Origin of the sequence: Cohnella rhizosphaerae (genome assembly GCF_029525575.1) — a bacterium.
GTDB lineage: Bacteria > Bacillota > Bacilli > Paenibacillales > Paenibacillaceae > Cohnella > Cohnella rhizosphaerae.
This window is the reverse complement of sequence record NZ_JAPDIA010000003.1, coordinates 652653-677822: the sequence shown is the minus strand read 5'-3', so window position 1 is coordinate 677822 and position 25170 is coordinate 652653. Positions and strand designations below refer to the sequence as shown.

The window sequence follows — 25170 nt, the reverse complement described above, 5'->3', positions numbered from 1 at the left end:
GCGCCTTGCGAAAGTCCGTCTCCGGCAGCAGCACGGCCGCGTCGCGCACGACCGTCGCCGCGTACAGCAGACGCTGCACGGGCGCATTGGCCAACACCAGCTCGCTGCGGATGGCGGAGATCGGCGGCTGGATGACTGCCTGCCGGTTGAGCGGATCGACAGGCTCGGGGATCGGGTCGTACAGCTCGATCTCGAGCTCGGGCGCCGTGCCGATCCGGGCGGCGTCCAGCGTCGCGAACGTATGGTTGCGGTCCAGCCCCTGGTATGAGGCGCCGTTGACGCGCAGCAAGCCCTCGCCGCCGGACTCGAACACAAGGCCGATTTTGGCGCCCGAAGCGACCCAGTCTCCGGGCAGTTCGAGCCTTTTGCGGAAAAAGTACGTCGTCCCCTGCTTGCTGGGGAAAGCGGCGAGCCCTTCCGACTCGTAGGGCCCGATCTCTTCGTATTGCCCCGGCAGCACGTAAGTCGCCCGGTCGATCGCCCAGTCGTGCACGCCCGCGCGCTCGAGCCATTGCGCCTCGGACAGCTCGCGCAGGAATCGGCGCAGGCGCTCCGACAGATCGTTTGCGTTCATCGGTCTCCGTCCTCCTTGACGAGCAGATCGGCTGCCAGCGTGTCGGCGGAATGACGCCCGACCAGTACTTTGAAGCGGCCGGGCTCGACAACCCGTTTATAATCCGGGCCTACGTATTCAAGCTGTTCCCTGCCGACCTTAAACCGCACGGTGCGCGTCTCTCCCGGCGCCAGCCCGATCTTTTCGAAGCCCTTCAGCTCCAGCGCCGGCCGTGTGCATGCGCTCGCGACGTCCGAGACGTACAGCTGCACGACCTCGGCGCCGGCGACGACGCCCGTGTTGGTCACGTCGACGGAGACGGCCGCCTCCTCCCCGGGTGCGATCTCGCTCGGCGACACCGTCAGGTTGGCATATTCATAGTTCGTATAGCTGAGGCCGTAGCCAAACGGGTAACTGGGCCTCAGATCGCTCTCCAAATACCGTTTGCCTCGCGACCGCTTGCCGTTATAGTACACGGGCAGCTGCCCGACATCTTTCGGAATCGATATCGTCAGTCGGCCCGACGGATTGACGTCGCCGAACAAAATGTCCGCGATCGCATGTCCGCCCTCCTGCCCAGGATACCATGCCTCGAGGATGGCGTCGGCATTCGCGTCGATCCAAGGCTCCGCGATCGGCCGGCCGTTAATGTAGACGACCACGAGCCGCTTGCCGAGCTTGTGGACTTCCTGGACCAGCTCGAGCTGCACGCCGGACAGTCGCAGCGACATCCGGTCGATGCCTTCGCCGCAATCCATGTCGTTCCAGACATCCTCGGTCACCTTGGACGCACCCGTCCGCAGGTCGATCGTGCCGTCGCCGAAGTCCCGCGCGCTGGAGCCGCCGACCACCATGACGACGGTATCCGCCTGCCGCGCCGTCTCCAAAGCGACCGGGAAGCCGTCCCGGTCTTCGCCGCGAATCCGGCAGCCCGGCGCGTAAAGCACGCGCTCCGCGCCCAGCTTGGCGCGGATGCCCGCAAGCACCGTAGCGACCTTGTCCGCCGGCTGGGGCGACGTGTAGTCGCCCAGTTGGCTGTAGCCGAGGTCCGCATTCGGGCCGATGACCGCGACCTTGCCGCCACTCGCCGGATCGAGGGGCAGCGCGCCGCCCTCGTTCTTCAGCAGCACGACGCCTTCGGCCGCCAGCTGCCGCGCCAGCGTCACATGCTCGCTAGAGCCGATCGCCTCGCCGGCGAGCTGCGCATCTACGTATGGCCGCTCGAACAAGCCGAGCTTGAACTTGAGCGTCAGGACGCGTACGACCGCGCGGTCGAGCGCCGCCTCCTTCAGCTTGCCCTCGCTTAGCGCTTGCAGCAGATAGCGTCCGAACATTTCGCCCGACATCTCCATGTCGATGCCGGCTTCGAGCGCGCGCACGGCGGCCTCCATGCCGTCCTCGGCCGTGTCGTGCCCTGCCGCCAGCATGTCGATCGCGCCGCAGTCGGTGACGATCATGCCGTCGAAGCCCCAATCCCGGACGAGCACCTCGTCCAACAGCTTCGCGTTCGTCGTGCACGGAACGCCGTCGATCTCGTTGTAGGCCGGCATGATCGACGCCGCGCCTGCCTCGACCGCCTTGCGGAACGGATGCAGGTCGACCTCGAGCAGCTCGCGCCAGCCCATGTGGACGGGCCCGGCGTTGCGGCCGCCCTCCGAGCTGCCGTAGCCGACGAAGTGCTTCAGCGTCACGGCGACGCTGTCCTGCGCGTCGAGGCGCTCGCCCTGCATGCCTTCGACGGCGGCGACAGCCAGCTCGCCGACGAGATACGGATCTTCGCCGAAGCACTCCTCCGTCCGGCCCCAGCGAGGATCGCGGACGATGTCCAACACCGGCGAATACGTGACCGCGCCGCCCTGGGCGCGCGTCTCCTTCGCCACCGCGCGGCACATCTCGCGGTACAGGCCGACGTTCCAGGCGCTGCCGATCGACAGCGGCACGGGAAATACCGTCGCCCCGATCGCCATATGGCCGTGCGAGCATTCCTCGCCGATCAGCAGCGGAATGCCGAGACGCGAGTTCTCGATCGCGTAGCGCTGGATCTCGTTCACCGCCTCCGCGCCTTGAACGGGCGACAGTCCCGTCTCCAGCGTGACGCCGGTCCACGGGTCGGCGCGCAGCGTGCCGTACAGCGAACCAACGCCGCCTCGCGCAACCTGCGCCTTGAATGTCTCCTTCAGAACGACGTTTCCGTCTTTATGTTCATAGGCCTGCCAGCCGAACGGCTGCACGAGCTGGCCGACCTTTTCTTCCGCCGTCATCTGCCGAAGCAGCAGCTCCGCGCGTACGCGCGGCGGCTTCGAAGGGTCCTTGTCGTCCATCCTTTTCACATCCCGCTTGTTCTTTGAATGCCGCCTACCCTTAGCCCTGGTGCTATCGTGCAAAAGTGCATCATCCAAGGCCGGTATGGAGGATGTGGGCGATCTACCGCGCAAAAGTGCATGGTAGCTCGTCTCTTTAAGCGAGAACCCTGGTGTTTCCGGTAAAAACCCTGCACTTTTGCGCGATTGGCAGAAGCGACGAAAAGGTGTGGCTCTCCATCGTGCACTTTTGCACGATAGCCCCTGCGATGCCCGCCGCTTCCCTGCGCCTTCATCTTCTCAGCGCCTCTTATGCCTTCATCTTCTCAGCATCAGCCTGCGCTTTCTCTGCGCTTTCTCTGCGCTTTCTCTGCGCTTTCTCTGCGCATTCCCGCGCCTTCATCCTCTCAGCGCCAGCCTACGCTTTCTCTGCGCCTCCCTATGCCTTCCCTATGCTTCACCCGCTCCCGCAATTACTCCTTAACCGAACCGACGGTCAGGCCCTGCACGAAGTAGCGCTGGAAAAACGGATAGGCGAAAATGATCGGCAGCGTTGCCAGCACGACCATCGCCATACGGGCCGTATCCTGCGGCATGTTCTGCAGGATCTCGAGGCTGATGGAGCTGTTAGCCGAGTTCTGCTGGATGAACTGCATGCTCGATTCGATCCGCATGAGCATCGATTGGAGCGGCACCTTGTTCGGGTCGTCGATGTACAGCAGCGCGTTAAACCAGTCGTTCCAGTAGCCGAGCGTGCTGAACAGGCCGATCGTGGCGAGGCCGGGCAGCGACAGCGGCAGCACGAGCGTGGTGAAGATGCGGAATTCGCCCGCGCCGTCGATCTTGCCGGATTCGATGATCGCGTCGGGAATGCCGGTGATGTAGAACGTGCGCAGGATCATGATGTAGAAGGCGTTGACCGCGAGCGGCAGGATGAGCGCCCAGACGCTGTCCTTCAGACCAAGCAGCTGCGTCACGACGATATACGTCGGGATCATGCCGCCGCTGAACAGCATCGTGAAGATCGCGAACAGGGAGAAAAAGCGGCGGTATGCGAAGCTGCGGCGCGATACGGCATAAGCGTACAGCGCGATGAGCAGCAGGCTGACGATCGTGCCGACGACGGTCACGAGGATCGTGACGCCGTAGGAGCGCAGCAGCGTATCGCCCGTTTTGAAAATATACTGGTAAGCTTCCAGGCTCCAAGCCTTCGGAATGATACGGTAGCCGTCCGTCGCCAGCGTCTTCTCTTCGGTGAAGGAGATGATGACGACGAACAGGAACGGGAACACGCACATAATCGCGAAAATGCCGGCGATCAGGTTGAACGCGACGTTCCATGCCGGCGATACCTGGTGGAAGTCGCGTTTTCTTTTCATCACGTTGGGCACCGGGTGACGCCTCCTTTCGGATCGGGAAATTAGAATAGCGCGCTGTCCTTGTCGAGCCTGCGCACGACGTAGTTGGACACCATGACGAGCACGAAGCCCACGACGGATTGATACAGGCCTGCGGCGGTGCTCATGCCGATCTCGCCGGTCGTCTTGAGGCCCCGGTACACATACGTGTCGATGACGTTCGTCACCGAGTAGAGCGTGCCCGAATCGCGCGGCACTTGGTAGAACAAGCCGAAGTCGGCGTAGAAAATCTTGCCCACGGCAAGCAGCGTCATGATGATGATGATCGGCTTGAGCAGCGGCAGCGTGATGTTGCGCACCTGCTGCAGCTTGCTGGCGCCGTCGATCATCGCGGCTTCGTACAGCGATTTGTCGATGCCCAGGATCGAGGCGAGGTAGACGACGCTGCTATATCCGATCGATTTCCACAGGAAGACCAGCACCAGAATGTAGGGCCACACCTTCGGGTCGTTGTACCACTGCATCTTGTCCATGCCGAGATATTCGAGCGTATGGTTGAGCAGGCCGCGATCCATGCTCAGGAAGCTGAACGCGAAGTAGCCGACGATGACCCACGACAGGAAGTACGGGAGGAACATGCCGGTCTGATACAGCTTGGCCAGCTTTTTGTTCGCCAGCTCCGACAGGAGAATGGCCAGGGCGACGGAGAATACGAGACCGAGTACGATAAACGCGATATTGTAAAGCAGCGTGTTGCGGGTGATCGACCACGCGGCGTCCGTGCTGAAGAGAAATTTGAAATTATCCCATCCCACGTTTTTGCTGTGGATGAGGCTGTACCAGAAGCCGTGGCGGCTGAAGCGGTATTGCTTGAACGCGGCGATCGTGCCGACGAGGGGCAGGTAGGAAAAGAAAAGGAACCAGACGGCGCCCGGAAGCACCATAAGCAGCATCACCTTGTTGCGGTTGAACGAGCGGAAAAACGATCCGACCATGTTCGTCAATCCCTCCTATGGCCTTTTGTGAATACGACAAAAAGAACGAAAGATCGGGCGAATTGCTCACCCGCCCGATCTCGCGATTTTTATCCGGTTATTAAGCTTTGTTGGCTGCGACCCAAGCGTCCAGCTGGGTTTGCGCTTCGGCGATGACCTTGTCGAGGCCGGCGGCCTTGAACTGCTCGATCGCCTTCGGCAGATACGTCGCAGGGTCGACCGTACCGGTCATCAGCGACGCCCAGAATTGCTCCTTGACGTTCTGGATGGCGGTCATCTCGGTGGACACCTTCGTGCTGTCGAAGTTGAAGCCCAGAATCGGCGAAGGCTTGCCTTCCGCGTTGAATTTCTTGAACTGCTCCCACTTGTCGTCCGGATCGTTCTCGTTCAGGTACAGCAGCATGTTGTTGCCCAGCGAGTACGACGGCATGTTGTAGTTCTGGGAGGCGTCGAGGTTTTTCATGTGCTTGTCGTCGATCTTCTCGTAGTGCGTGCCTTCGATGCCGGAATCGACCATGTTGCGGAGGACCGGATCGGTATTGAGCAGGTTCAGGAACTCCATCGCCTTCTCCGGATGCTCGGAGTTGGCCGAGATCGCCATGATCGAGCCTTGCACCGACGTGTTCGTGATGACGGCGTCGCTGGCCGGCGTCGAAGTGATCGGGTAGCCGTTGGAAGCGGACCAGGAGGTCTCTGCGAGCGGCTGGGTTTGCGCGCGGTCGAGCAGCCACTTGCCGGACGTCATCAGATCCTGCGTCGAGCCGGTCGTCGCGGCTTCAGGCGCTACGTAGCCCGCTTGATAGTACTTGTGCATCGTGTTCAGCGCCTGCTTCATCTCGTCCGTCTCGAGGATATCGACGACCTTCAGGTCCGTACCGTCGAGCTTGACGGCCATCGGCATGTTCGTCACGAGATAGTCGTAAGGCACGTACGGCACGTAGTTCTTGTCCATCGCGAACGGCGTGATCGCCGGGTCCTGGGATTTGATCGCCTTCAGCAGCGGCTCGAGGCTGTCCAGCGTGCGGACGCCGGACGTGTCCAGCTTGTACTTGTCCATGAGGTTCTGGTTGAAGCGCCATACTTCAAGCTGCGGAAGCTCCTTGTTGGCCGGAATGCCGTAGTTGTGGCCGTCGACCTTGGACCCGCTCAGGAAGCCCGGATCGATCGTGTCCTTGATGCCTTGGCCGTACTTGTCCAGCAGCTCGTCGAGCTCGAGGAATGCGCCTTTGCGCGCGTTTTGCACGTAGTCGAAGCCGCCGGCCGACGTGAACATGATGTCCATCGGCTCGCCCGAAGCGACCAGCACCTGCATCTTTTGCGTATAGTCGCCCCAGTCGATCATTTTCATCTTGATCGTGGCGTTGATCTTCTCTTGGGTATACTTGCTGACTTCCGCCATGACGGTGTCGACGTCCTTCTGCGGCGTGCCGATCGTGTACCAGATCAGCTCGACCGGTTTGTCCGAAGAAGCGCCGTCCGACTTCGTCTCGTTGCCGCCGCAAGCGCTGAGCGCGAGCGATAGCGCGGTGACGGCGGCCGCGGCCGTCAGGCCTGTTTTTCTGGTCATTTTACTCATGTTTCTTGTGCCCTCCCTTATTTCTGATTCCCTTAGCAACAATTCAACTTTAATTCATGAAAGCAGTTTCAAATAGAAGACAAACCTAATAAATCATGTTCAAAATAAAGAAAGGACTGCGCGGCGGGCAGTCCGGAGGCTTCTATGGGCTTATCCCGCGTCAATGGAGGCCTTTGAACTCGGTCGGCGAGATGCCGACGTACTTCTTGAATTGCTTGTAAAAGTAACCCGTCTCCCAATAGCCGGCCTGGCGCGCGATGTCGTGCACCTTGAGCGGGGAGGACTTCAGCAGCCGCTTCGCCTGCTCGATCCGGTATTTGTTGATGTACTCCGTGAAGCTCTCGCCCGTCTCCTTCTGAAATAGCTGCCCCAGGTACACCGGATGAATGTGATACCGCGCGCCGAGCTGCTTCAGGGAGAGCTCGTCCGCGTAGTGGCGGCGGATCTCCTCGAGCACCTGCAGCACGACCGGGCTTCGGCTGTCCTTCACCAGGGAGTCGACGCAGCGTTCCGCGACGGACCGCAGCGCTCCGGCGAGCTCCGCGTAATCCGAGGCTTCGTTCGCCTGGGCGAAGCCCTGCGAGAACATCTCCGTCTCGTCCGAATGCTTGATCGCCTTCAGCTCCATCTTGAAGCGGACGATCAGCTCGACCGCCACCTCGTGCAGATAGGACGGCGCGACGCCTTCCCTGCGCCTCAGCTTCTCGAGATCGGCTTCGATCGCCGCCGCCAGGCCTTCCTTGTCTCTGGCGACGAGCAGCTTGCGGCAAGCCTCCCAGTCGATCGGAAATTCGGACGACTCGGCTTCCTTGAACGTCTCCGTCTCCGCATAGTCTATCCATTCGCGCTCCGGATAGATCATAAAATACTCCTGCGCCTTCTTCGCTTCGCGATAACTGGACGCCATGTCCGTCCGAAGCGGATGCACGCCGCCGAGCGAGAGCCTTGCCGCTTCGCCCGGGCCGGCTTCCGCTTGTCCGAGCAGCGGGAGCAGCTTCTGAACCAGCTCCTGCTTGCCCGCCTCTTCTGCGGACGGGAGGCCGGCCACGATGACGATGTCTCCGTCCATGTCGCGGAAAGGATACGCGGAGGCGGAGGCGCTCCCCTCGAACGCGCGGGCGACGCGCTCGAACGCGTCCTCCTGCGCCTCCGGATCGGCGGACGGAAGCCTGGCCAGGGCGATGACCCCGTACGGCTCGGTCAGCGCGATGCCGAGCAGGGCGGCGCGCTCGTTGAACTCGGCCTCCGAGATCCGGCCCCCGATCCACCGGTACAGCGTGTTGTCCTTCATGATCTGGACGTCGTACGGCGACAGCGGCGCGTCCGCATGGACGCTGTTCAGCTTCTCGACCGCATTGCTCAGCGTATCGTGCAGCTCCTTGACGTTGATCGGCTTGAGCAGGTAGTTTTCGATGCCGAGCCGCATGCCTTCCTTCAGGTAGTCGAATTCGTTGAAGCCGCTCAGGATGACCGCCTTCAGATCGGGACGGCTCTCGCGGGCGGCGCGGATCAGGTCGAGGCCGTTCATGCGGGGCATCGAGATGTCGGTGATGAGCAGATCGACGGGCGTCTGCCCGATGCGGCGGAGCGCTTCCTCTCCGTTCTCGGCGCTGCCGACCACCTCCAAACCGAAGGCGGGCCAGTCGATCGAATCGATGAGGCCTTCGATGATGAACGGTTCGTCGTCCACGATAAATACTTTGTACATTTTCGCGTCGTCCTCCCTCGATCTTCTCCCTTAGCCCGCGTACGGAATGCCGATCGCGACCCGGGTCCCCTTGACCGGATCGCTCTCGATCTCGATGCCGTAATCCGGCCCATACATCAGCTTCAACCGCTCGTGCACGCTCCGCAGCCCGAACGAGCCCTCGCGCTGCTCCGGATAGTCGAGCTCGGCACGAATCTGCCGAAGACGCTCCGGGTCGATCGAAGCGCCGTTGTTGACCACCAGAATCTGCAGCATACCGTCTGCCGCGGCGACCTCGATAGCGATCCTGTTGTCGGTCCGGTCGTTTTCCATGCCGTGCACGATATAATTTTCGACGACCGGCTGCAGCAGCATCTTCGGAATCGCCACCGACGCATACGCAGGCGCGCAATCGATCGCGTAGGAGAAACGGTCCTTGTACCGGATGCGGAAAAGCTCAAGGTACAGCCGGCACGTCTCCAGCTCCTCGCCGAGCGTGCAGTCCGGGCCGGCCCTCACCGAGTTGCGGAACAGCGCCGCCAGGCTGTAGATCATCTCGCCGACGTCGCTCGCTCCCTGGGACATCGCCCGCATCCGGATCACTTCCAGCGTGTTGTACAGGAAATGCGGATTGACCCGCGCCTGAAGCGCGGCCAGCTCGGTCTGCTTGAGCTTGATCTCCGACTTGTACTCCCGGTCGATCGTCCGGTTCAGCTCCTCCACCATCTCGTTGAAGCTCTGGGAGATCTGCCCGAGCTCGTCCTCCCGCGGGTCCTGAAGACGAACGCTGAGATCGCCGCCTTCGACCTTCTTCATGAAGCGCACGATCTTGTTGGTCCGCTTGGCGATGTTGACGATGAGCAGGGGAGGGGATCAGGACCGCGAACGCGATGCAGACGGCGCCGATGAGCACGATCGCCCGTTTGAGCCCGGCGTAAGCCTGCGCCACCTCTCTCTTCGGCGCGATGCCGACGACCGTATAGCCCGCGGCGTTTTGCGTCAATCGCGTGATATAGGCCGGCTCTCCCGTATTGCCGACGTCCAGGGAGGCGTTGATCTGATCCATATACGGATAGGCCTGCCCGTAGTACTTGCCGGACGAGTCGAACAAGACGCTGCCGTCGGGGGTGAGGACGAGAATGGTGCCCTTAAAAGGCGACGAGACGCGCAGCAGCGCCTTCCGAACCATCTCGGAGTCGAAATAGACGAGGAGCTGCCCGACGTTTTTGAGCGTCGACCGGTCGTTGATCTGCGCCCGCATCGCGTACAGCCGCGTATCCCACTGATCGATCGCCTTGCGGATCCACACGTTCGGCGTCCCGGCGTTCGGCCCTTCCAGCGACATGATGTCCGGGATATAAGATCGGGCCGCGTTCGTCCGGTACAGCTTGGGGCTGCCCGCGTATTTGTACGCATACATCAGTTGCTCGTCCGCGCTGTACAGGATCAGGTTGCGGATGTCGGCGTCGGTGCCGAGCCTGTTGCCGAAATATTCGAGCGCGTTGGCCGCGCTGGCGCTGCCGTTGGCGTAATTTTCGCCTAGCGTATATTGAATGTACTCCTGGTAGGAATGCCGCAGCAGGTACGAGACGTTGTCCGCGAGCAGGTTGTTGCGGTAAATGTCCTGCACGACGTTCTGCACCCACTCGTACTTCGCTTCCATATACAGATTGACGCGGTCCATCGCTTCGCGCTGGTCGTTCAGCTGGCTTCGCACGATGGAGGCCGAGCTGAAATGGAACAAAAAATAAGAAAACGCAATGATCGTCAGATTGACGATGACGGCGAACACGAGGATGACTTTCACGAACAGGTTGTTCTGGAAATAGTTACGGTAAACCTTATGGACTCCCACTTCGAACGATCCCCCCGCAGTCTGGATGAACGGATTTCATTATAACATGAAATAAAACAATCCCCCGAGGGCACTGCCTTATAGGCAGCGTTCCCCGGGGATCGTCCGGTCATGCTATGCGCTCAGCCGCGGCGGGCCGCGACGGGCTTACTTGAACTTCTTCAGGTTGTAGAACGCCTTCTTGCCCGCGTATACGGCGGAGCCTGCCAGGCGATCTTCGATGCGGAGCAGCTGGTTGTACTTCGCGACGCGGTCCGTACGGGACGGCGCGCCCGTCTTGATCTGGCCGGCGTTGGTCGCGACGGCGATGTCGGCGATCGTGCTGTCCTCGGACTCGCCGGAGCGGTGCGAGATGACGGCGGTGTAGCCGGCGGTCTTCGCCATTTCGATCGCTTCGAACGTCTCGGTCAGGGAGCCGATCTGGTTGACCTTGACCAGGATCGAGTTGCCGACGCCTTGGTCGATGCCGCTGGACAGGCGCTCGGTGTTGGTGACGAACAGGTCGTCGCCGACGAGCTGGATCTTGTCGCCGAGCTTCTCGGTCAGCAGCTTCCAGCCTTCCCAGTCGTCTTCGGAGCAGCCGTCTTCGATCGTGATCAGCGGATACTTGTCAACCCAGCTGGCGAGCAGGTCGACGAACTCGGCGGACGTGTAGGACTTGCCTTCGCCCTCGAGGTGGTACTTGCCGTCCTTGTAAAATTCGGTGGAAGCGACGTCCATGCCCAGGAAAACGTCGACGCCGGGCTTGTAGCCCGCTTTTTCGATCGCTTCGATGATCGTGGACAGCGCTTCTTCGTTGGAGCCGAAGTTCGGCGCGAAGCCGCCTTCGTCGCCGACGGCCGTGTTCAGGCCTTTGGCCTTGAGCACGCTCTTCAGCGCGTGGAAGATCTCGGCGCCCGTGCGGAGCGCTTCCTTGAACGTCGGCGCGCCGACCGGCAGCACCATGAACTCTTGCACGTCGACGTTGTTGTCGGCGTGCGCGCCGCCGTTGACGATGTTCATCATCGGCACGGGCAGCGTCTTGGCGTTGAAGCCGCCGAGGTATGCGTAGATCGGCAGGTCCAGCGCGTCGGCTGCGGCGCGAGCGACGGCGATGGAGACCGCCAGGATCGCGTTGGCGCCCAGCTTCGCCTTGTTCGGCGTGCCGTCGAGCTCGATCATCTTGCGGTCGATCGCGACTTGGTCGAGCGCGTCGTAGCCGATGATCTCGGGCGCGATGATGGAGTTGACGTTGTCGACGGCCTTCTCGACACCCTTGCCGAGGTAGCGGTCCTTGTCGCCGTCGCGAAGCTCAACGGCTTCGTAAGCGCCGGTGGAGGCGCCGGACGGTACGATGGCGCTGCCGAACGCGCCGGATTCGAGACGGACTTCGACTTCAACCGTCGGGTTGCCGCGGGAGTCGAGTACTTCGCGTGCATAGACGTCAGAGATAATCGTCATTGTGAGGGAACACTCCTTGGTTTGTTTTTATGTGGTTGATTGACTCTCAAGCGCAGCGCATCTGTGGCGAAATAGTTGCCAGAAGGCATTTATTTTCGCCTCAACATGCCGGTTAGAGACGAATAGTTGCTAAAAAAGCAGCTAATTCCGCCGTTTTGAGACGTTTGCCTCGAATTGGCGCAGATTAAATGCTTTTTAACCGTTATTCCGCCTGCAAACGCCAGGCAGGAACGATTAGCTGCCGAATCGCAGCTAATTTTACTCCGCCCTCTAGCTTCGCCGCGCAACGCCCCGATTCCTGCCGCCGCCCGGACACCGGATTCGACGACCAGGCGATATCGGCAGGTGGAAGCGGCGGTTTATTCGCCCAGCGGCGCGAGCAGCGTGCGGCCGGTCATCTCGGCCGGCTGCGGCAGCTCGAGCAGCGACAGCAGCGTCGGCGCGACGTCGGCCAGCATGCCGCCGTCGCGAACCGTTACGCCGTGCTTGGTCACGATGCACGGGACCGGGTTGGTCGTGTGCGCCGTGAACGGGCGGCCCGCATCGTCGATGACCATGTCGGCGTTGCCGTGGTCCGCGATGATGACGGCTGCGCCGCCCTTCGCGAGGATCGCGTCGACGACGCGGCCGAGGCACGCGTCCGTCGCTTCGACGGCTTTGATCGTCGGCTCCAGCATGCCGGAGTGGCCGACCATGTCCGGGTTCGCGAAGTTGAGGATGATCGCGTCATGCTTCTCCGACTCGATCTCCTTCACCGCCGCGTCCGCGACCTCGTACGCGCTCATCTCCGGCTGCAGGTCGTAGGTCGCGACCTTCGGCGAGTTGATCAGCACGCGCGTCTCGCCCGGCAGCTGCAGATCGCGTCCGCCGCTGAAGAAGAACGTGACGTGCGGGTACTTCTCGGTCTCGGCGATGCGCAGCTGCGTCTTGCCTTGCTGCACGAGCACCTCGCCGAGCGTGTTGTCGAGCTCTTTGGGCTTGTACGCGACGAATCCGCCGACCGTCTCGCTGAACAGCGTCAGGCAGACGAAGTACAGGCCGACCGGACGTCCCTCGCCGCGCTCGAAGCCGCGGAAGTCTTCGTTCGTGAATACGTTGGACAGCTGGATCGCGCGGTCCGGGCGGAAGTTAAAGAACACAACCGCGTCTTCCGACTCGACCAGGCCCACAGGCTTGCCGTCGGCGCCGACGATGACGGTCGGCAGCACGAACTCGTCGTATACCGACGCTTCGTACGAAGCCTTGACCGCCGCGATCGGATCGACCGCCGTCGGGCCGTCGCCGTACACCATCGCGCGGTACGACTTCTCGACGCGATCCCACCGCTTGTCGCGGTCCATCGCGTAGTAGCGCCCTTGCACGGTGGCGATCTTGCCGACGCCGAGCTCTTCGATCTTGGCCTGCAGCTGGGTCAGGTAGCCGACCGCGCTGTCCGGCGCCACGTCGCGCCCGTCCAGGAACGCATGAATATATACGTCGTTCAGGCCTTCGCGCTTCGCCAGCTCAAGCAGCGCGAACAGATGCGCGATGTGGCTGTGCACGCCGCCGTCCGACAAGAGGCCGTACAGATGCAGCTTTTTGCCGTTTGTCTTGGCATGATTCACCGCGCCCCGCAGCGTCTCGTTGTCGAAGAAATCGCCGTCCCGGATCGACTTGGTGATCCGGGTCAGATCCTGATATACGATGCGGCCTGCGCCGATGTTCAGGTGTCCGACCTCGGAGTTGCCCATCTGGCCCTCGGGGGAGGCCGACGGCCTCGCCTTGAGCGGTTAATTGCGTATGCGGGTAGGTCGCCCACAGACGGTCGAAGTTCGGCTTGTTCGCTTGGGCCACGGCGTTGCCGTGCGTCTCCTCGCGAAGGCCGAAGCCGTCCAGAATGATGAGCGCGACCGGCTTGGGTGCGGCCATCTTACTTCGCCCCCCTCGACCAGGGCGATGAAGGAAGCCGGCTCCAGGCTGGCGCCGCCGACGAGCGCGCCGTCGATATCGGATTCGCCCATGTACTCGGCGACGTTGTTCGGCTTGACGCTGCCGCCGTATTGGATGCGTACCTTCGCGGCGACTTCTGCGCCGAACAGCTCGGCTACGACGCCGCGGATCGCTTTGATCGCGTCGTTGGCATCCGTCGCCGTCGACGACTTGCCCGTGCCGATCGCCCAGATCGGCTCGTAAGCGATGACGACCTGCGCCGCTTGCTCGGCGGTCAGACCGGCCAGCGCGGCCGTCGTTTGTACGCGGTTGACTTCGTCGGTCTTGCCGGCTTCGCGCTCTTCGAGCTTCTCGCCGACGCAGACGATCGGGGTCAGGCCGTGCTTGAACGCCGCGCGCGTCTTCTTGTTCACCGTCTCGTCGGTCTCGGCAAAGTACTGCCGGCGCTCGGAGTGGCCGATGATGACGTAGTCGACGCCCAGATCCTTCAGAAAGACGCCGCTGATCTCGCCGGTGAAGGCGCCGTTGTCTTCGAAGTGCATGTTTTGCGCGCCGATCTTGATCGACGTGCCTTTAACCGCCTCGACGAGCGCCGGCAGCGCCGTGAACGGCGCGCAGACGACGGTCTCGACGCCGGCGACTTCCGCCTTGCCCTTCACTTCGGACACGAATGCATTCGCTTCGGAGACGGTCTTGAACATTTTCCAGTTGCCTGCGATGATCGGAGTTCTGCTCATGGGTTCACCCTCACTTGTCGTTAAGGGCTACGACACCCGGAAGCGCCTTGCCCTCCATAAATTCGAGCGACGCGCCGCCGCCCGTGGAGATATGGTCCATCTTGTCTGCCAGCTTGAACTTCTCCGCTGCAGCAGCCGAGTCGCCGCCGCCGATGACGGTGTAGGCGGAAGTGTCCGCGCAAGCCTGCGCGACCGCGCGCGTGCCGTTCGAGAAGCCTTCGACTTCGAAGACGCCCATCGGCCCGTTCCAGACGACCAGCTTGGAGTTCTTGATGACGTCCGCATAGATCTCGCGCGTCTTCGGACCGATGTCGACGCCTTCCCAGTCGGGACGGATGCCGTCGATGCCGACGATCTCGATGTTCTTGTCGGACTTGAAGTCGTCGGAGATGACAAGGTCGACCGGCAGGTACAGCTTCTTGCCGAGCTGCTTCGCCTTTTCGACGAACTCCTTGACCTTCTCCAGCTTGGACTCGTCGAGCAGCGATTGACCGATCTCGTAGCCTTGGGACTTGAAGAAGGTGTAGGAGATGCCGCCGCCGATGATGATGTTGTCGGCGATCTCGATCATCTTGTCGATGACGTCGATCTTGTCCTTGACCTTGGAGCCGCCGACGATCGCCGTGAACGGGCGGTCCGGATCGTTGAGCGCCTTGCCCAGCACGTCGAGCTCCTTCTCCATCAGGAGACCGGATACGGCCGGCAGGTGGTGCGCGATGCCTTCGGTGGACGCATGCGCGCGGTGAGCGGCGCCGAACGCGTCGTTGACGAACAGATCGGCCAGCGCCGCGAATTGCTTCGCGAGCTCAGGATCGTTCTTTTCTTCGCCCGGGTAGAAGCGGACGTTTTCAAGCAGCAGCACGTCGCCGTCGTTCAGCGCGTCGACCTTGGCTTGAACGGCCTCGCCTACGGCTTCGTCGGCCTTAACGACCGGCTTGCCGAGCAGCTCGGACAGGCGCTCGGCGACCGGCGTCAGGCGCAGTTCTTCTACGACTTCGCCCTTCGGACGGCCAAGGTGGCTCGCCAGGATGACCTTCGCGCCGTTGTCGACCAGGTACTTGACGGTAGGCAGCGTTTCGCGGATGCGCGTGTCGTCGGTGATCGCGCCGTTCTCGAGCGGGACGTTGAAGTCGACGCGGACGAATACTTTCAATCCGGATACGTTAACGTCGCGGACACTCTTCTTGTTCATATGGCAGACTCTCCCTCCGATATCTGGTAATGCCCGTACGGACGGAAAGAGGAGCGCCAGGTCTCCTCTTTGCCGTTAACATGCATCTATGAAGTAACTCTTACAGACCCTTGGAAGCAACGAAAGCGGCCAGGTCTACGACGCGGTTCGAGTAGCCCCACTCGTTGTCGTACCAGGAAACGACCTTCACCATGTTGCCTTCGACGACCATCGTGGACAGCGCGTCGATGGTGGAGGAAGCCGGATCGCCGTTGTAGTCGCTCGATACGAGCGGCTCTTCGGAGTAGTTCAGAATGCCCTTCAGCGGACCTTCTGCGGCAGCCTTCAGCGCAGCGTTGACTTCGTCGACCGTCACGTTGCCCTTAACTTCGGCGACGAGGTCGGTAACGGATACGTTAGGCGTAGGTACGCGGAACGACATGCCGTTCAGCTTGCCCTTCAGCTCAGGCAGTACCAGCGATACGGCCTTTGCGGCGCCCGTCGTGGACGGGATGATGTTCTCGGCAGCGGCGCGCGCGCGGCGCAGGTCCTTGTGCGGCAGGTCGAGTACGCTTTGGTCGTTCGTATAGGAGTGGATCGTCGTCATCATGCCCTTGACGATGCCGAATTGGTCGTTGATAACCTTGGCGAAAGGCGCCAGGCAGTTCGTCGTGCAAGAAGCGTTGGAGAGGATCGTGTGCGCGGACGGATCGTACTTGTCTTCGTTGACGCCCATGACGATCGTGATGTCTTCGTTCGTAGCCGGAGCGGAGATGATGACTTTCTTCGCGCCGCCCTTCAGGTGAAGCTCGGCTTTTTCCTTCGCCGTGAAGATACCCGTGGATTCAACGACGATCTCGGCGCCGACGGATGCCCACGGCAGGTTGCCCGGATCGCGCTCCGCGAATACCTTGATGGTCTTGCCGTTTACGATCAGCGCGCCTTCGCTCGCTTCGACCGTCGCGTTCAGCTTGCCGTGCGTCGTGTCGTATTTGAGCAGGTGCTTCAGCGTGTTAACGTCCGTCAGGTCGTTGATGGCGACCACTTCGACCTCAGGGTTGTTGAGCGAAGCGCGGAATACGTTGCGACCGATGCGACCGAAGCCGTTGATACCGATTTTGACCGTCATTGATAGTTCCTCCTTGGGTTTTGAAAATAAGATTTGATCTATGTCAGGCGCACGGAGCGCCGAGACCACTTGTTCTATCGGACCGGGAGCCGCGTCCCGGTCCAGGGTGCCGGCGTCAGCGTCAGACGCCGGCATGCTTCAGCGCTTCTTCGGCGGCCGCTTCGTCGGTGACGAGCACGTCGTCGTGTCCGAAGCGCATGACGGCGGCGATCGCTTCGCCCTTGCTGCGTCCGCCGGCGATGCCGATGACCGACTCGGCCGCCTCGATGTCCTCGAGGCGGAGCCCGGCGGTCGCCATGCGGTGGACGACCGCGCCCTCCCGGTCGAAATAGTAGCCGAACGCCTCCGCGAGCGCGCCGTCGCGCAAGATCTCCTGTACGGTGTTCGCGTCGAGCTTGCGCCGGCGGGCCATGGCGCTAGCGTCCCCGATGCCGTGAACCACGATACGCGCGCTGCGGATCATGTCCACGACCTCCCGTACGTTCGGCTCCTGCATGATCGTCTGATAGGCATCCTCGCTCAGATGATCCGGCACGTGCAGCATCCGGTAACGCGCCCCCGTCCGCTTGGCGAGCTCCGAGGCGATCGTGTTGGCCTGGTAGTCCACGCTCTCGCCGAGACCGCCGCGCGCAGGCACGAACCAGTTGTCGCGCAGCGGCGACGGGACCGAGAACTGCGCGGCCATGCGCGCCATCGTCGTGCCGCCCATGACGGCGACGACGTCGCCGGGGCCGATGACGCGGCGCAGCACCTTGCTGCCCGCGCGGCCCAGCTCGCGCTTCGCCTCCTCGGATACGTCGGAGTCTCCCGGGACGACGACCGCCTGCTTCAAGCCGAACCGCTTGCGAAGCGCCGTCTCCAGGTCGGACAGCCCGAACAGCTCCCGGACCATCGGCTCCATCTCGTCCAGCAGGCGGCGCCCCCGGTCGGTCAGGCTGACGCCGGTCGTTCCCGCCTCGATGAGGCCCTGCGACCGGAGCAGGTCGAGCTCGGCCCGCAGCGTCCGCTCCGTCAGCTCCAGGCTGGCCGCCAGCGTCCGTCTGCCGCCCGTCCCCGTGACCCCGATGCGGCGCAATATGTCATAGCGCTTCTGCAGCACCTGCATGATGTCGGGCACGAGCTTCTTCTGCATCTCAAGAATGTTCCGCATCCTCTACCGTCTCTCCCTTGAATGCCGGATGAATAGGGCCGGAATGCGACGGGGAATCACGGAGTGGGACCAACTACGTCCCACTGTGACATTTTAAGTCCCACTTCCTGTTTTCATTCTATCGGATTCGCCCGCCGGTTGCAAGCCCAAGATCGCCGGAGCGAAGCGCGCGCGGGCCGCGCGGACATATCGGGCAGACGTACGTATGGACATAAGAAAAGCCTGTACCCTTTTTACCCCGTTCGAATCCTTTTCAAAGCCCTTGCTTTTCCCCACCCTATCGCCTATAATGAATCTTGCTGTTATCGACATGCGCCCGTGGTCCAACGGATATGACGCAGGCCTCCGGAGCCTGAGATTGGGGTTCGATTCCCTACGGGCGCGCCATATTCGTTCTTATAGGCAGTTTTGCCGACACTTATGATGCAGCAGACGCGTCCGTGCCATACGGGCGCTTTTTTATTTGACCTATGTTTGACTTTCTTTGACATTGGGTTCACGATCCATTAGAATGGATTCACGGTCAACCCGCGCCTTTCCGGGAGACGTCGGGGCCGGGACCGCACTACACTACTCACAACCCCGAGGAGGGATCACGCAATGAGCTTTGTCCCTATGGTCGTCGAACAGACTAATCGAGGAGAGCGGGCCTACGATATTTACTCCCGTCTGCTCAAGGACCGCATCATCTTCCTGGGCACCCAGGTCAACGATGTGGTCGCCAACTCCATCATCGCGCAGATGCTTTTCCTCGCGGCCGAAGATCCGGAGAAAGACATCCACTTATACATCAACAGCCCAGGCGGCTCCATCACGGCCGGCATGGCGATCTTCGATACGATGCAGTTCATCAAGCCGGACGTCTCCACGATCTGCGTCGGCATGGCCGCCTCCATGGGCGCCTTCCTGCTTGCGGCAGGCGCCAAGGGCAAGCGCTTCGCGCTGCCGAACGCCGAAGTGATGATCCATCAGCCGCTCGGCGGCGCCGAAGGACAGGCCAGCGACATCGAGATTCGCGCACGCCGCATCCTGAAGCTCCGCGACAAGCTGAACCGCATCCTCTCCGAACGCACGGGCCAGCCGCTCGAGCGCATCGAGAAGGACACCGACCGCGACAACTTCATGGAAGCCGAGCAAGCGAGAGAATATGGCTTGGTCGACAAGGTTATCGAGAAGATCTAACCGGTATCCGCATAGCGCGTTTTATCGCCATCCAGCCCCCGTCCGCCGCATTCCGGCGGTTAGCGGGGGCTTTTGCTTTTATAAAGAGAACTTTTGATCTACGTACAACAAGCAGGGAAAAGGCGCGCTGCTTTATGCGAGAAAGGAACCTTGCGGGAACTTGGCTTCGCGGCCGCGCAATTAAGAACGCAGTCGTGTGGGTAAGCAAGAATAAAGCGATTAGTGCCAAAGGAGACGCGTATGCTTTCACTTTGCGCTATTAACACAAATCATTATTTGCGTCAATGAAAATTTAACAACTCGAGTGCCCCCTCTTCGGATACATCGGTGCGTGTTATTCTATAATCAGAAATGGTGCCATTTCCCCCCCATATATTGCTATGGAATAGGAATTGGACAGCAAGCCGGAAAGGAGATTTACGATGAACCAATCTTATCACTCCTTGCACTTGGTGCCGCGTCATATGCCTGAGAGTCCGATTCCGCCGTCACAATCCTTTAACGATGATTCAAGCCATATGATCGCACGCACGCTTAAGGATAAAGCCTCGCTGCTCCGCCCGTTGAAGGACGAGCACCTGCTCGAAGTTTACCGCGAAGCGAAGAAAATGAATTTGTCCAACGAATTCATCGAGCTGTTAGAGGACGCCATCGAGCTGCGCAATCTCGAGCACCGACTCAAGGCTTAATGCAATCATCGAGAAAAACCTCCCCCTACCGTCGATTCATCGGCGGTGGAGGAGGTTTTTTTCATGTCGATCGAAGACTCGTTTCGTTCCATGCGCCGCTGCCATTCGCGGACCAGCACCGCGCTGGCCTTCTAGGATACTCCCCTGACCGACCGCGTCATTCTCCCCTATACGCAAAGAAACCGCCCCCCCATCCGGAGAGCGGCTCTTCTTGCGTCGCGCTGCGCTTGCTACTTCAACTGATACTGCACCGTCACGCTCGCCGAGATCTCGATCTGCCCGCTTTGCACGGAGGACGAGAAACCTGCCGCAGAGGATGCAGCCGCCTTCACCTGGTCGAACGTCGCCGTCACGATCGGCACGCTCGCCGCGTTGCCCTGCACGATGTTGATGACCGGGCCCAGCGTCCGGCTGGCCGACGTCGCGAGCACCGAAGCTTTCGCGCCTGCATTCGTCATCGCCTTTTTCAGCGCCTCAAGCTCGTATTGATCCTGCTTCTCCGTGCCGAACTGCACGCCGTCGATCCGATTCGCGCCCGCCGCGGATACCGCGTCAAGCAGCTTGCCGATATCGGCAAGATTGCGATACGCAACGCGCACCGAATGGGTCGCGAGGTAGCCTTTCAGCACCTGGCCTTCCTTTTCCGTGTAGTTGTACTCCGGCTGTACGCCGAAGTTCGACGTCTGCACGTCCTTCTTATCGATCTTGTACGTGTCGTACAGCGTCTTCTCGACGGCCGCGAACTTCGCCGCCGAAGCCTGCTGCGCTTCCTGCGCCGTCTTGCCCCGCGCGTCGACGCCGAAGCTGAGGTACGCGACGTCCGGCTCCACTTTGATCGTGCCTTCGGCACCCACCGTTACCGCATTCTGAACGCTTGCCGCCTGCACGGCCCCCGTCGTTTCCGCCATCGCTTGATCCGCTCCCAGCTTCGTCGCTCCGAACCATCCCGCCGCCACCATCGTCACGGCCAGCAATGCGACTTGCACGGTCCTTTTACCCATTATAGACGCCTCCATTTTCAGGTTTGTCTACTCAACGGCTATTATAGGCAAAAGGTTGCAGTTCAACCATAAATTCGTTCAACAAAAAGCAAAAAGCCCCCGTCCGGGAGCTCGCGCATCTGCTTGTTCGCGGGTCTATTGGTTCTCCAGCTCTTCCTTGCTGACCAGTTGGACTAAAGCGGTTACAGCTTGCTCTGCGTCCGAACCTTCGGCACTGATGGATACTTCGGTGCCCGAGCTGATCGCCAGACTCATGATGCCCATGATGCTCTTCGCGTTCACGCGCTTGTCTTCCTTCTCCACGAATACGTCCGAGGAGAATTTATTGGCTTCTTGCACGAATAAGGCCGCCGGTCTGGCGTGAAGCCCCGTCTTAAGCCGAACAACAACCGGCTGTCTCGTCATGGAACGAATCCCCCTGTCTTTGTTCTCATCCCGGTACACGGGACCCACCGCACATGGTTTGTTATCTATTATAGCATTAGAGCGCTTGGTTGTGCCACAGGCTTATAAAGCGCCGCCCCGTATTTTTTCCGCCCATTCGTCGATCTTGCGAAGCCGGTGATTGACGCCGGATTTGCTGACCTGTCCCTTTAGCATATCCCCGACTTCCTTCAGGTTCATATCGGGATGCATGAGCCGGATCTCCGCGACCTCGCGCAGCTTGTCGGGCATGTTCTCGAGTCCGACTTCTTTTTGCAGCAGCTTGATATTGTCGATCTGACGGACGGCGGCTCCGATCGTCTTGTTCAGGTTCGCGGTCTCGCAGTTGACGATCCGGTTGACCGAATTGCGCATGTCCCGCATGATGCGCACGTCCTCGAACTTGAACAGCGCCTGATGCGCGCCGATGATGCTGAGAAACTCGATGATCTTCTCGCCTTCCTTGATGTAAAGGATGAAGCCTTTTTTGCGTTCGATAAACCTGGCGTTCAGGTGGAACTTGTTCGCGAGGTCGACGAGCGCTTTGCAATGCTCCTCATACATCGAGGCAATCTCGAGATGGTACGACGAGCCTTCCGGATTGTTCACGGATCCGCCGGCAAGGAAGGCGCCGCGCAAGTAGGCCTTTTTGCAGCACGGCCTGCGCACGAGTTCCTTGTCGATATCGGAGTTGAACTGGAATCCGGCGCTCGCGATCTTCAGCTCTCCGAGCAGCTGCTCGACGCCCGCAGGCACCCGAACGATATAGACGTTGTTTTTTTTTGAGCCGCATCTTCTTGCGTACGAGCAGCTCGGTCGGCACGGAATAGTGCCGCTTCATCAGGGTATATATGCGCCGGGCGATGGCCGCGTTTTCCGTCGAGATGTCGAGCACGATTCGCTTGTTCGTCAGCGACACCGCGCCGTTCATCCGGATCAGCGCCGACAGCTCGGCGATATCGCAGCAGCCCTCGGACTCCACGAGCGTCAATTCTTTTTTTGGTCTGAGCGGCGAACGACACGTTGCCTTCACTCCTTCCTCAGCATCCAGTCTTCCACCAGCTGGTAAATGTGTTCGCTCAGCTTGGCGGCGTCATGGCGCAGATACGTGCGGAACAGCACCAGGCGGTCCGCGATCACCTTGTAGCCTCGCCGCTCCACCTCGTCCAGGTCCAGATGGACGGCCGCCGAGCCCTGCTCCGCGTACATGCTGTGCACCTGCGGGGGGAATCTCCCCCGTTGTTCACGATCACATAATCGAATAAATGATGGCCGATATGCGCATGGATCGCGTCGAGATGGTCGCCCACCGAATAATTATCGGTCTCTCCGGGCTGCGTCATGACGTTGCATACGAAAATTTTCACGGCGTCCGCGTTCAGGATCGCCTCCGCCAGCTTGGGCACGAGCAGGTTGGGCATGATGCTTGTGTACAAGCTGCCCGGACCGATCAGAATGGCGTCCGCATCCGCGATCGCCTCGACGGCCTCCTCGAGCGGCTCGACGTCGGCCGGCTCGATGAACACCCGGCGGATCGCGAGTCCCGACTTCGGTATCTGCGACTCTCCCTCGACGATGCTGCCATCCTCCATCTCGGCCTTCAGGAGGATCGCCTGATTGGCTGCCGGCAGCACGCGCCCCCCGCACGGCGAGCACCCGGCTCAGCTCCCTCACCCCCGCGACGAAGTCGCCGGAGATGTCGGTCATCGCCGCCAATATCAGATTGCCCAAGCTGTGGCCGGCCAATCCCGCGCCGCCCATAAAGCGGTAGGACAGCATGTCGGCCAGGAGCGGCTCGGCATCCGCGAGCGCGGTGAGCACGTTGCGGATATCCCCAGGCGGCGGCATCTGCAGCTCCGAACGCAGGATGCCGGAGCTCCCTCCGTCGTCGGCGACCGTGACGATCGCGGTGATGTCGAGCGGCTTTTGCTTGAGCCCGCGCAGCATGACGGACAACCCCGTGCCCCCGCCGATGACCACGATGCGCGGCTTCCTGGCGCCCTGTCCCGGCTTAGCCATGACGGTCTCTCTCTGCGTCGCGGTGGCTGACGCGGACCGCCTCGGTCTCGCCGGCGCTCAGCATGCGGCCGAGATATTCGGCGAGGGCGACCGAGCGGTGCTTGCCGCCGGTGCAGCCGATGCCGATGACGACCTGGCTCTTGCCTTCCTTGTGATACAACGGGATGAGATACTGCAGCATGTCGAGCAGCTTCGCCAGGAACGTCTGCGTCTCCGGCCACTTCATGACGTAATCGTAAACTTCGGCATCCTGTCCCGTCTTGGGACGAAGATGCTCGACATAGTGCGGGTTCGGCAAGAAGCGGACGTCGAAAATCAAGTCTGCGTCGATCGGCACGCCGTATTTGAAGCCGAACGACGTGACGTTGACGGCGAGCGAATTGCGCCCTTCCTCGGTAAACCGGGAGATGATCTTGTCTTTGAGCTGGGCAGGCTTGATGCTGCTCGTGTCGATGACCTGCGTCGCCCAGCCCTTCAGATCCTCCAGCAGCTTGCGCTCGGCATGGATGCCTTCGAGCGGCATACCCTCGGGCGCGAGCGGATGCCGCCGCCGGGTCTCCTTGTAGCGCTGAACGAGCGCGGAGTCGGTCGCGTCGAGGAACAGGATCTCATAGTGCAGCGTATAGTGCTCGCGTATATAGTTCAGCGACTCGGACAGCGCCGTGAAAAACTCCCTGCCGCGAAGGTCGATGACGAGCGCGACCTTGCCGATCCGGCCCTGGGATTGATCGATCAGCTCGGCGAACTTCGGGATCAGCACCGGCGGCAGATTGTCGACGCAAAAAAAGCCGAGGTCTTCCATGCTCTGCACCGCGATCGTCTTGCCCGCGCCCGACATTCCCGTGATGATGACGAGCGTCGGTCTTGATACCGTCGTGTTCGTAGTGTCCACGTGCATCCCCCCTGCCACATGCGAAGCGCCTGACCGCCGTTGACCGGACAAGCAGGCGCCTCTCAAGCGAATTAAGCGTATAAGAAAAGTCCGGCCGCGCCGACGACGCCGGCGTTGTTGCCCAGTTCGGCGGGCACGATGTCCACGCCTTCCTTAGCCGTATCCGTCGAGAACTTCTCGAACGTCTCGCGAATCTGCTCAAACAGATATTCGCCGGCCTTGCTCACGCCGCCGCCGATGATGAACCGCTGCGGATTGACGATGACCGCGAGCGCCGCCATCGACTTGCCCAGATAGAACGCGGCTCGCGCCACGATGCGCTGGGACACTTCGTCCCCCCGCCTTGGCGGCGTCGAATACGTCCTTCGCCGTGATCTTGTCGACCAGCGACAGCGAGGTCCGGTCGCCGCGCGCGACGGCGTCGTTCGCCATCCGGATAATGCCGGTCGCCGAGGATACCGTCTCGAGACATCCCATCTGGCCGCAGCCGCACTGGATCGCTTCGAGGTCGGGGACGATGGAGATGTGGCCCAGCTCGCCCGCCATGCCATTGAAGCCCTCGATCAACCGTCCGTTCACGATGATGCCGCCGCCGACGCCCGTGCCCAGCGTGTAGCATACGCAATTGTGCACGCCGCGGCCGGCGCCGCCCCACACTTCGCCCAACGCGGCTACGTTGGCGTCGTTGTTGATCTTGACCGGCTTGCCGAGCTTCTCCTCCATAATATGCCGGACCGGCACTTGCCGGAAAGGCAGGTTGGCGGAGAACTTGATGATGCCGCCCGGAATGTCGAGGAAGCCCGCGATGCCGATGCCGATGCCGTGAACCTGCTCCCACTCGGGCGTGCCGGGAGGCACGAGCGAATGCACGTAGGCCGCGATATTGTCCAAGATGCGGTCCGTCCCGAGCTCGGTCTCGGTCGGTCCTTCATACGTCCGCAGAAGTTCGCCGAGATGGTTGCACAGGCCGATCTTGATCGTCGTGCCGCCCAGGTCGACGCCAACGTATAGCGATTGAGACATAGTGTTAGACACCTCTTGAAATTATTGGATAAGTCATCGCGCGAGAAGCGCCGGCCCAAGG

Annotated in this window: 15 protein-coding genes, 1 tRNA gene and 5 pseudogenes; 3 read left to right on the top strand and 18 right to left on the bottom strand. The window is 61.2% G+C overall.

The window, feature by feature from the left end:
• Positions 1-570: 570 nt before the first annotated feature.
• From OMP40_RS08760 to OMP40_RS08705, 12 genes and pseudogenes are all read right to left on the bottom strand, one after another.
• On the bottom strand, positions 571-2874 hold the full coding sequence (locus OMP40_RS08760; protein ID WP_277530741.1) for a glycoside hydrolase family 3 N-terminal domain-containing protein: 2304 nt from the start codon (positions 2872-2874) through the stop codon (positions 571-573).
• A 452-nt stretch (positions 2875-3326) separates the two neighbouring features.
• Positions 3327-4232 carry a carbohydrate ABC transporter permease gene (locus tag OMP40_RS08755; RefSeq protein ID WP_277533058.1) on the bottom strand — a complete coding sequence of 302 codons (906 nt, stop codon included), beginning with the start codon at positions 4230-4232 and terminating at the stop codon, positions 3327-3329.
• Between the two features lie 41 nt (positions 4233-4273).
• Positions 4274-5206, bottom strand: coding sequence for an ABC transporter permease (locus tag OMP40_RS08750; RefSeq protein WP_277530739.1), 933 nt, complete (start codon positions 5204-5206; stop codon positions 4274-4276).
• A gap of 100 nt (positions 5207-5306) precedes the next feature.
• Positions 5307-6782 (bottom strand): ABC transporter substrate-binding protein, encoded by a 1476-nt coding sequence (locus OMP40_RS08745; protein ID WP_277530737.1) that lies wholly within the window; start codon positions 6780-6782, stop codon positions 5307-5309.
• Between the two features lie 160 nt (positions 6783-6942).
• Complete coding sequence (locus tag OMP40_RS08740; RefSeq protein WP_277530735.1) at positions 6943-8490, bottom strand: response regulator transcription factor; 1548 nt, start codon at positions 8488-8490, stop codon at positions 6943-6945.
• A gap of 30 nt (positions 8491-8520) precedes the next feature.
• On the bottom strand, positions 8521-9285 hold the full coding sequence (locus OMP40_RS08735) for a sensor histidine kinase (protein ID WP_277530734.1): 765 nt from the start codon (positions 9283-9285) through the stop codon (positions 8521-8523).
• Between the two features lie 1186 nt (positions 9286-10471).
• Positions 10472-11764 (bottom strand): phosphopyruvate hydratase, encoded by a 1293-nt coding sequence (gene eno / locus OMP40_RS08730; protein WP_277530732.1) that lies wholly within the window; start codon positions 11762-11764, stop codon positions 10472-10474.
• A 359-nt stretch (positions 11765-12123) separates the two neighbouring features.
• Positions 12124-13672: pseudogene (gpmI, locus tag OMP40_RS08725) on the bottom strand (2,3-bisphosphoglycerate-independent phosphoglycerate mutase).
• A 5-nt stretch (positions 13673-13677) separates the two neighbouring features.
• Positions 13678-14430, bottom strand: a pseudogene (tpiA, locus tag OMP40_RS08720) (triose-phosphate isomerase); the annotation flags it as partial.
• Between the two features lie 10 nt (positions 14431-14440).
• Positions 14441-15622, bottom strand: coding sequence for a phosphoglycerate kinase (locus OMP40_RS08715; protein WP_277530730.1), 1182 nt, complete (start codon positions 15620-15622; stop codon positions 14441-14443).
• Between the two features lie 100 nt (positions 15623-15722).
• Positions 15723-16730, bottom strand: coding sequence for a type I glyceraldehyde-3-phosphate dehydrogenase (gene gap / locus OMP40_RS08710; RefSeq protein WP_277530728.1), 1008 nt, complete (start codon positions 16728-16730; stop codon positions 15723-15725).
• A 121-nt stretch (positions 16731-16851) separates the two neighbouring features.
• Positions 16852-17880 carry a sugar-binding transcriptional regulator gene (locus tag OMP40_RS08705; protein ID WP_277530726.1) on the bottom strand — a complete coding sequence of 343 codons (1029 nt, stop codon included), beginning with the start codon at positions 17878-17880 and terminating at the stop codon, positions 16852-16854.
• 312 nt (positions 17881-18192) lie between these two features.
• Between OMP40_RS08705 and OMP40_RS08700 the strand changes: the two genes are divergently transcribed.
• From OMP40_RS08700 to sda, 3 genes are all read left to right on the top strand, one after another.
• Positions 18193-18267, top strand: a tRNA-Arg gene (locus tag OMP40_RS08700).
• A 213-nt stretch (positions 18268-18480) separates the two neighbouring features.
• Complete coding sequence (gene clpP / locus OMP40_RS08695; RefSeq protein ID WP_277530724.1) at positions 18481-19062, top strand: ATP-dependent Clp endopeptidase proteolytic subunit ClpP; 582 nt, start codon at positions 18481-18483, stop codon at positions 19060-19062.
• A 518-nt stretch (positions 19063-19580) separates the two neighbouring features.
• The gene (gene sda, locus OMP40_RS08690; protein WP_110468998.1) at positions 19581-19751 is read left to right on the top strand and encodes a sporulation histidine kinase inhibitor Sda; all 171 of its coding nucleotides are present in this window, start codon (positions 19581-19583) and stop codon (positions 19749-19751) included.
• A 230-nt stretch (positions 19752-19981) separates the two neighbouring features.
• Here the strand turns inward: sda and OMP40_RS08685 are convergent, their stop codons facing one another.
• The 6 genes and pseudogenes from OMP40_RS08685 to OMP40_RS08660 all read right to left on the bottom strand — a co-directional run bounded on the left by OMP40_RS08685 (position 19982) and on the right by OMP40_RS08660 (position 25109).
• A complete protein-coding gene (locus OMP40_RS08685) occupies positions 19982-20752 on the bottom strand; it encodes an SIMPL domain-containing protein (RefSeq protein WP_277530721.1) in 771 nt (256 codons plus the stop codon).
• A gap of 135 nt (positions 20753-20887) precedes the next feature.
• The gene (locus OMP40_RS08680) at positions 20888-21157 is read right to left on the bottom strand and encodes an HPr family phosphocarrier protein (RefSeq protein WP_090117078.1); all 270 of its coding nucleotides are present in this window, start codon (positions 21155-21157) and stop codon (positions 20888-20890) included.
• A gap of 102 nt (positions 21158-21259) precedes the next feature.
• Positions 21260-22197: pseudogene (gene whiA / locus OMP40_RS08675) on the bottom strand (DNA-binding protein WhiA).
• Between the two features lie 7 nt (positions 22198-22204).
• Positions 22205-23194 (bottom strand): annotated as a pseudogene (locus OMP40_RS08670) (gluconeogenesis factor YvcK family protein).
• Positions 23187-24086 carry an RNase adapter RapZ gene (gene rapZ, locus OMP40_RS08665; RefSeq protein WP_277530717.1) on the bottom strand — a complete coding sequence of 300 codons (900 nt, stop codon included), beginning with the start codon at positions 24084-24086 and terminating at the stop codon, positions 23187-23189. The pseudogene OMP40_RS08670 and the gene rapZ overlap by 8 nt, the downstream one beginning before the upstream one ends.
• A gap of 71 nt (positions 24087-24157) precedes the next feature.
• Positions 24158-25109, bottom strand: a pseudogene (locus tag OMP40_RS08660) (ROK family glucokinase).
• Positions 25110-25170: the final 61 nt, after the last annotated feature.

Coding starts and splice junctions, on each gene's coding strand:
- OMP40_RS08735 (WP_277530734.1), bottom strand. CDS start 9,285: ATGAAGAAGGTCGAAGGCGGCGATCTCAGCGTTCGTCTTCAGGACCCG.
- OMP40_RS08705 (WP_277530726.1), bottom strand. CDS start 17,880: ATGCGGAACATTCTTGAGATGCAGAAGAAGCTCGTGCCCGACATCATG.
- OMP40_RS08755 (WP_277533058.1), bottom strand. CDS start 4,232: ATGAAAAGAAAACGCGACTTCCACCAGGTATCGCCGGCATGGAACGTC.
- OMP40_RS08745 (WP_277530737.1), bottom strand. CDS start 6,782: ATGAGTAAAATGACCAGAAAAACAGGCCTGACGGCCGCGGCCGCCGTC.
- OMP40_RS08740 (WP_277530735.1), bottom strand. CDS start 8,490: ATGTACAAAGTATTTATCGTGGACGACGAACCGTTCATCATCGAAGGC.
- OMP40_RS08685 (WP_277530721.1), bottom strand. CDS start 20,752: ATGGGTAAAAGGACCGTGCAAGTCGCATTGCTGGCCGTGACGATGGTG.
- eno (WP_277530732.1), bottom strand. CDS start 11,764: ATGACGATTATCTCTGACGTCTATGCACGCGAAGTACTCGACTCCCGC.
- OMP40_RS08715 (WP_277530730.1), bottom strand. CDS start 15,622: ATGAACAAGAAGAGTGTCCGCGACGTTAACGTATCCGGATTGAAAGTA.
- OMP40_RS08680 (WP_090117078.1), bottom strand. CDS start 21,157: ATGACGAGACAGCCGGTTGTTGTTCGGCTTAAGACGGGGCTTCACGCC.
- clpP (WP_277530724.1), top strand. CDS start 18,481: ATGAGCTTTGTCCCTATGGTCGTCGAACAGACTAATCGAGGAGAGCGG.
- OMP40_RS08760 (WP_277530741.1), bottom strand. CDS start 2,874: ATGGACGACAAGGACCCTTCGAAGCCGCCGCGCGTACGCGCGGAGCTG.
- gap (WP_277530728.1), bottom strand. CDS start 16,730: ATGACGGTCAAAATCGGTATCAACGGCTTCGGTCGCATCGGTCGCAAC.
- OMP40_RS08750 (WP_277530739.1), bottom strand. CDS start 5,206: ATGGTCGGATCGTTTTTCCGCTCGTTCAACCGCAACAAGGTGATGCTG.
- sda (WP_110468998.1), top strand. CDS start 19,581: ATGATCGCACGCACGCTTAAGGATAAAGCCTCGCTGCTCCGCCCGTTG.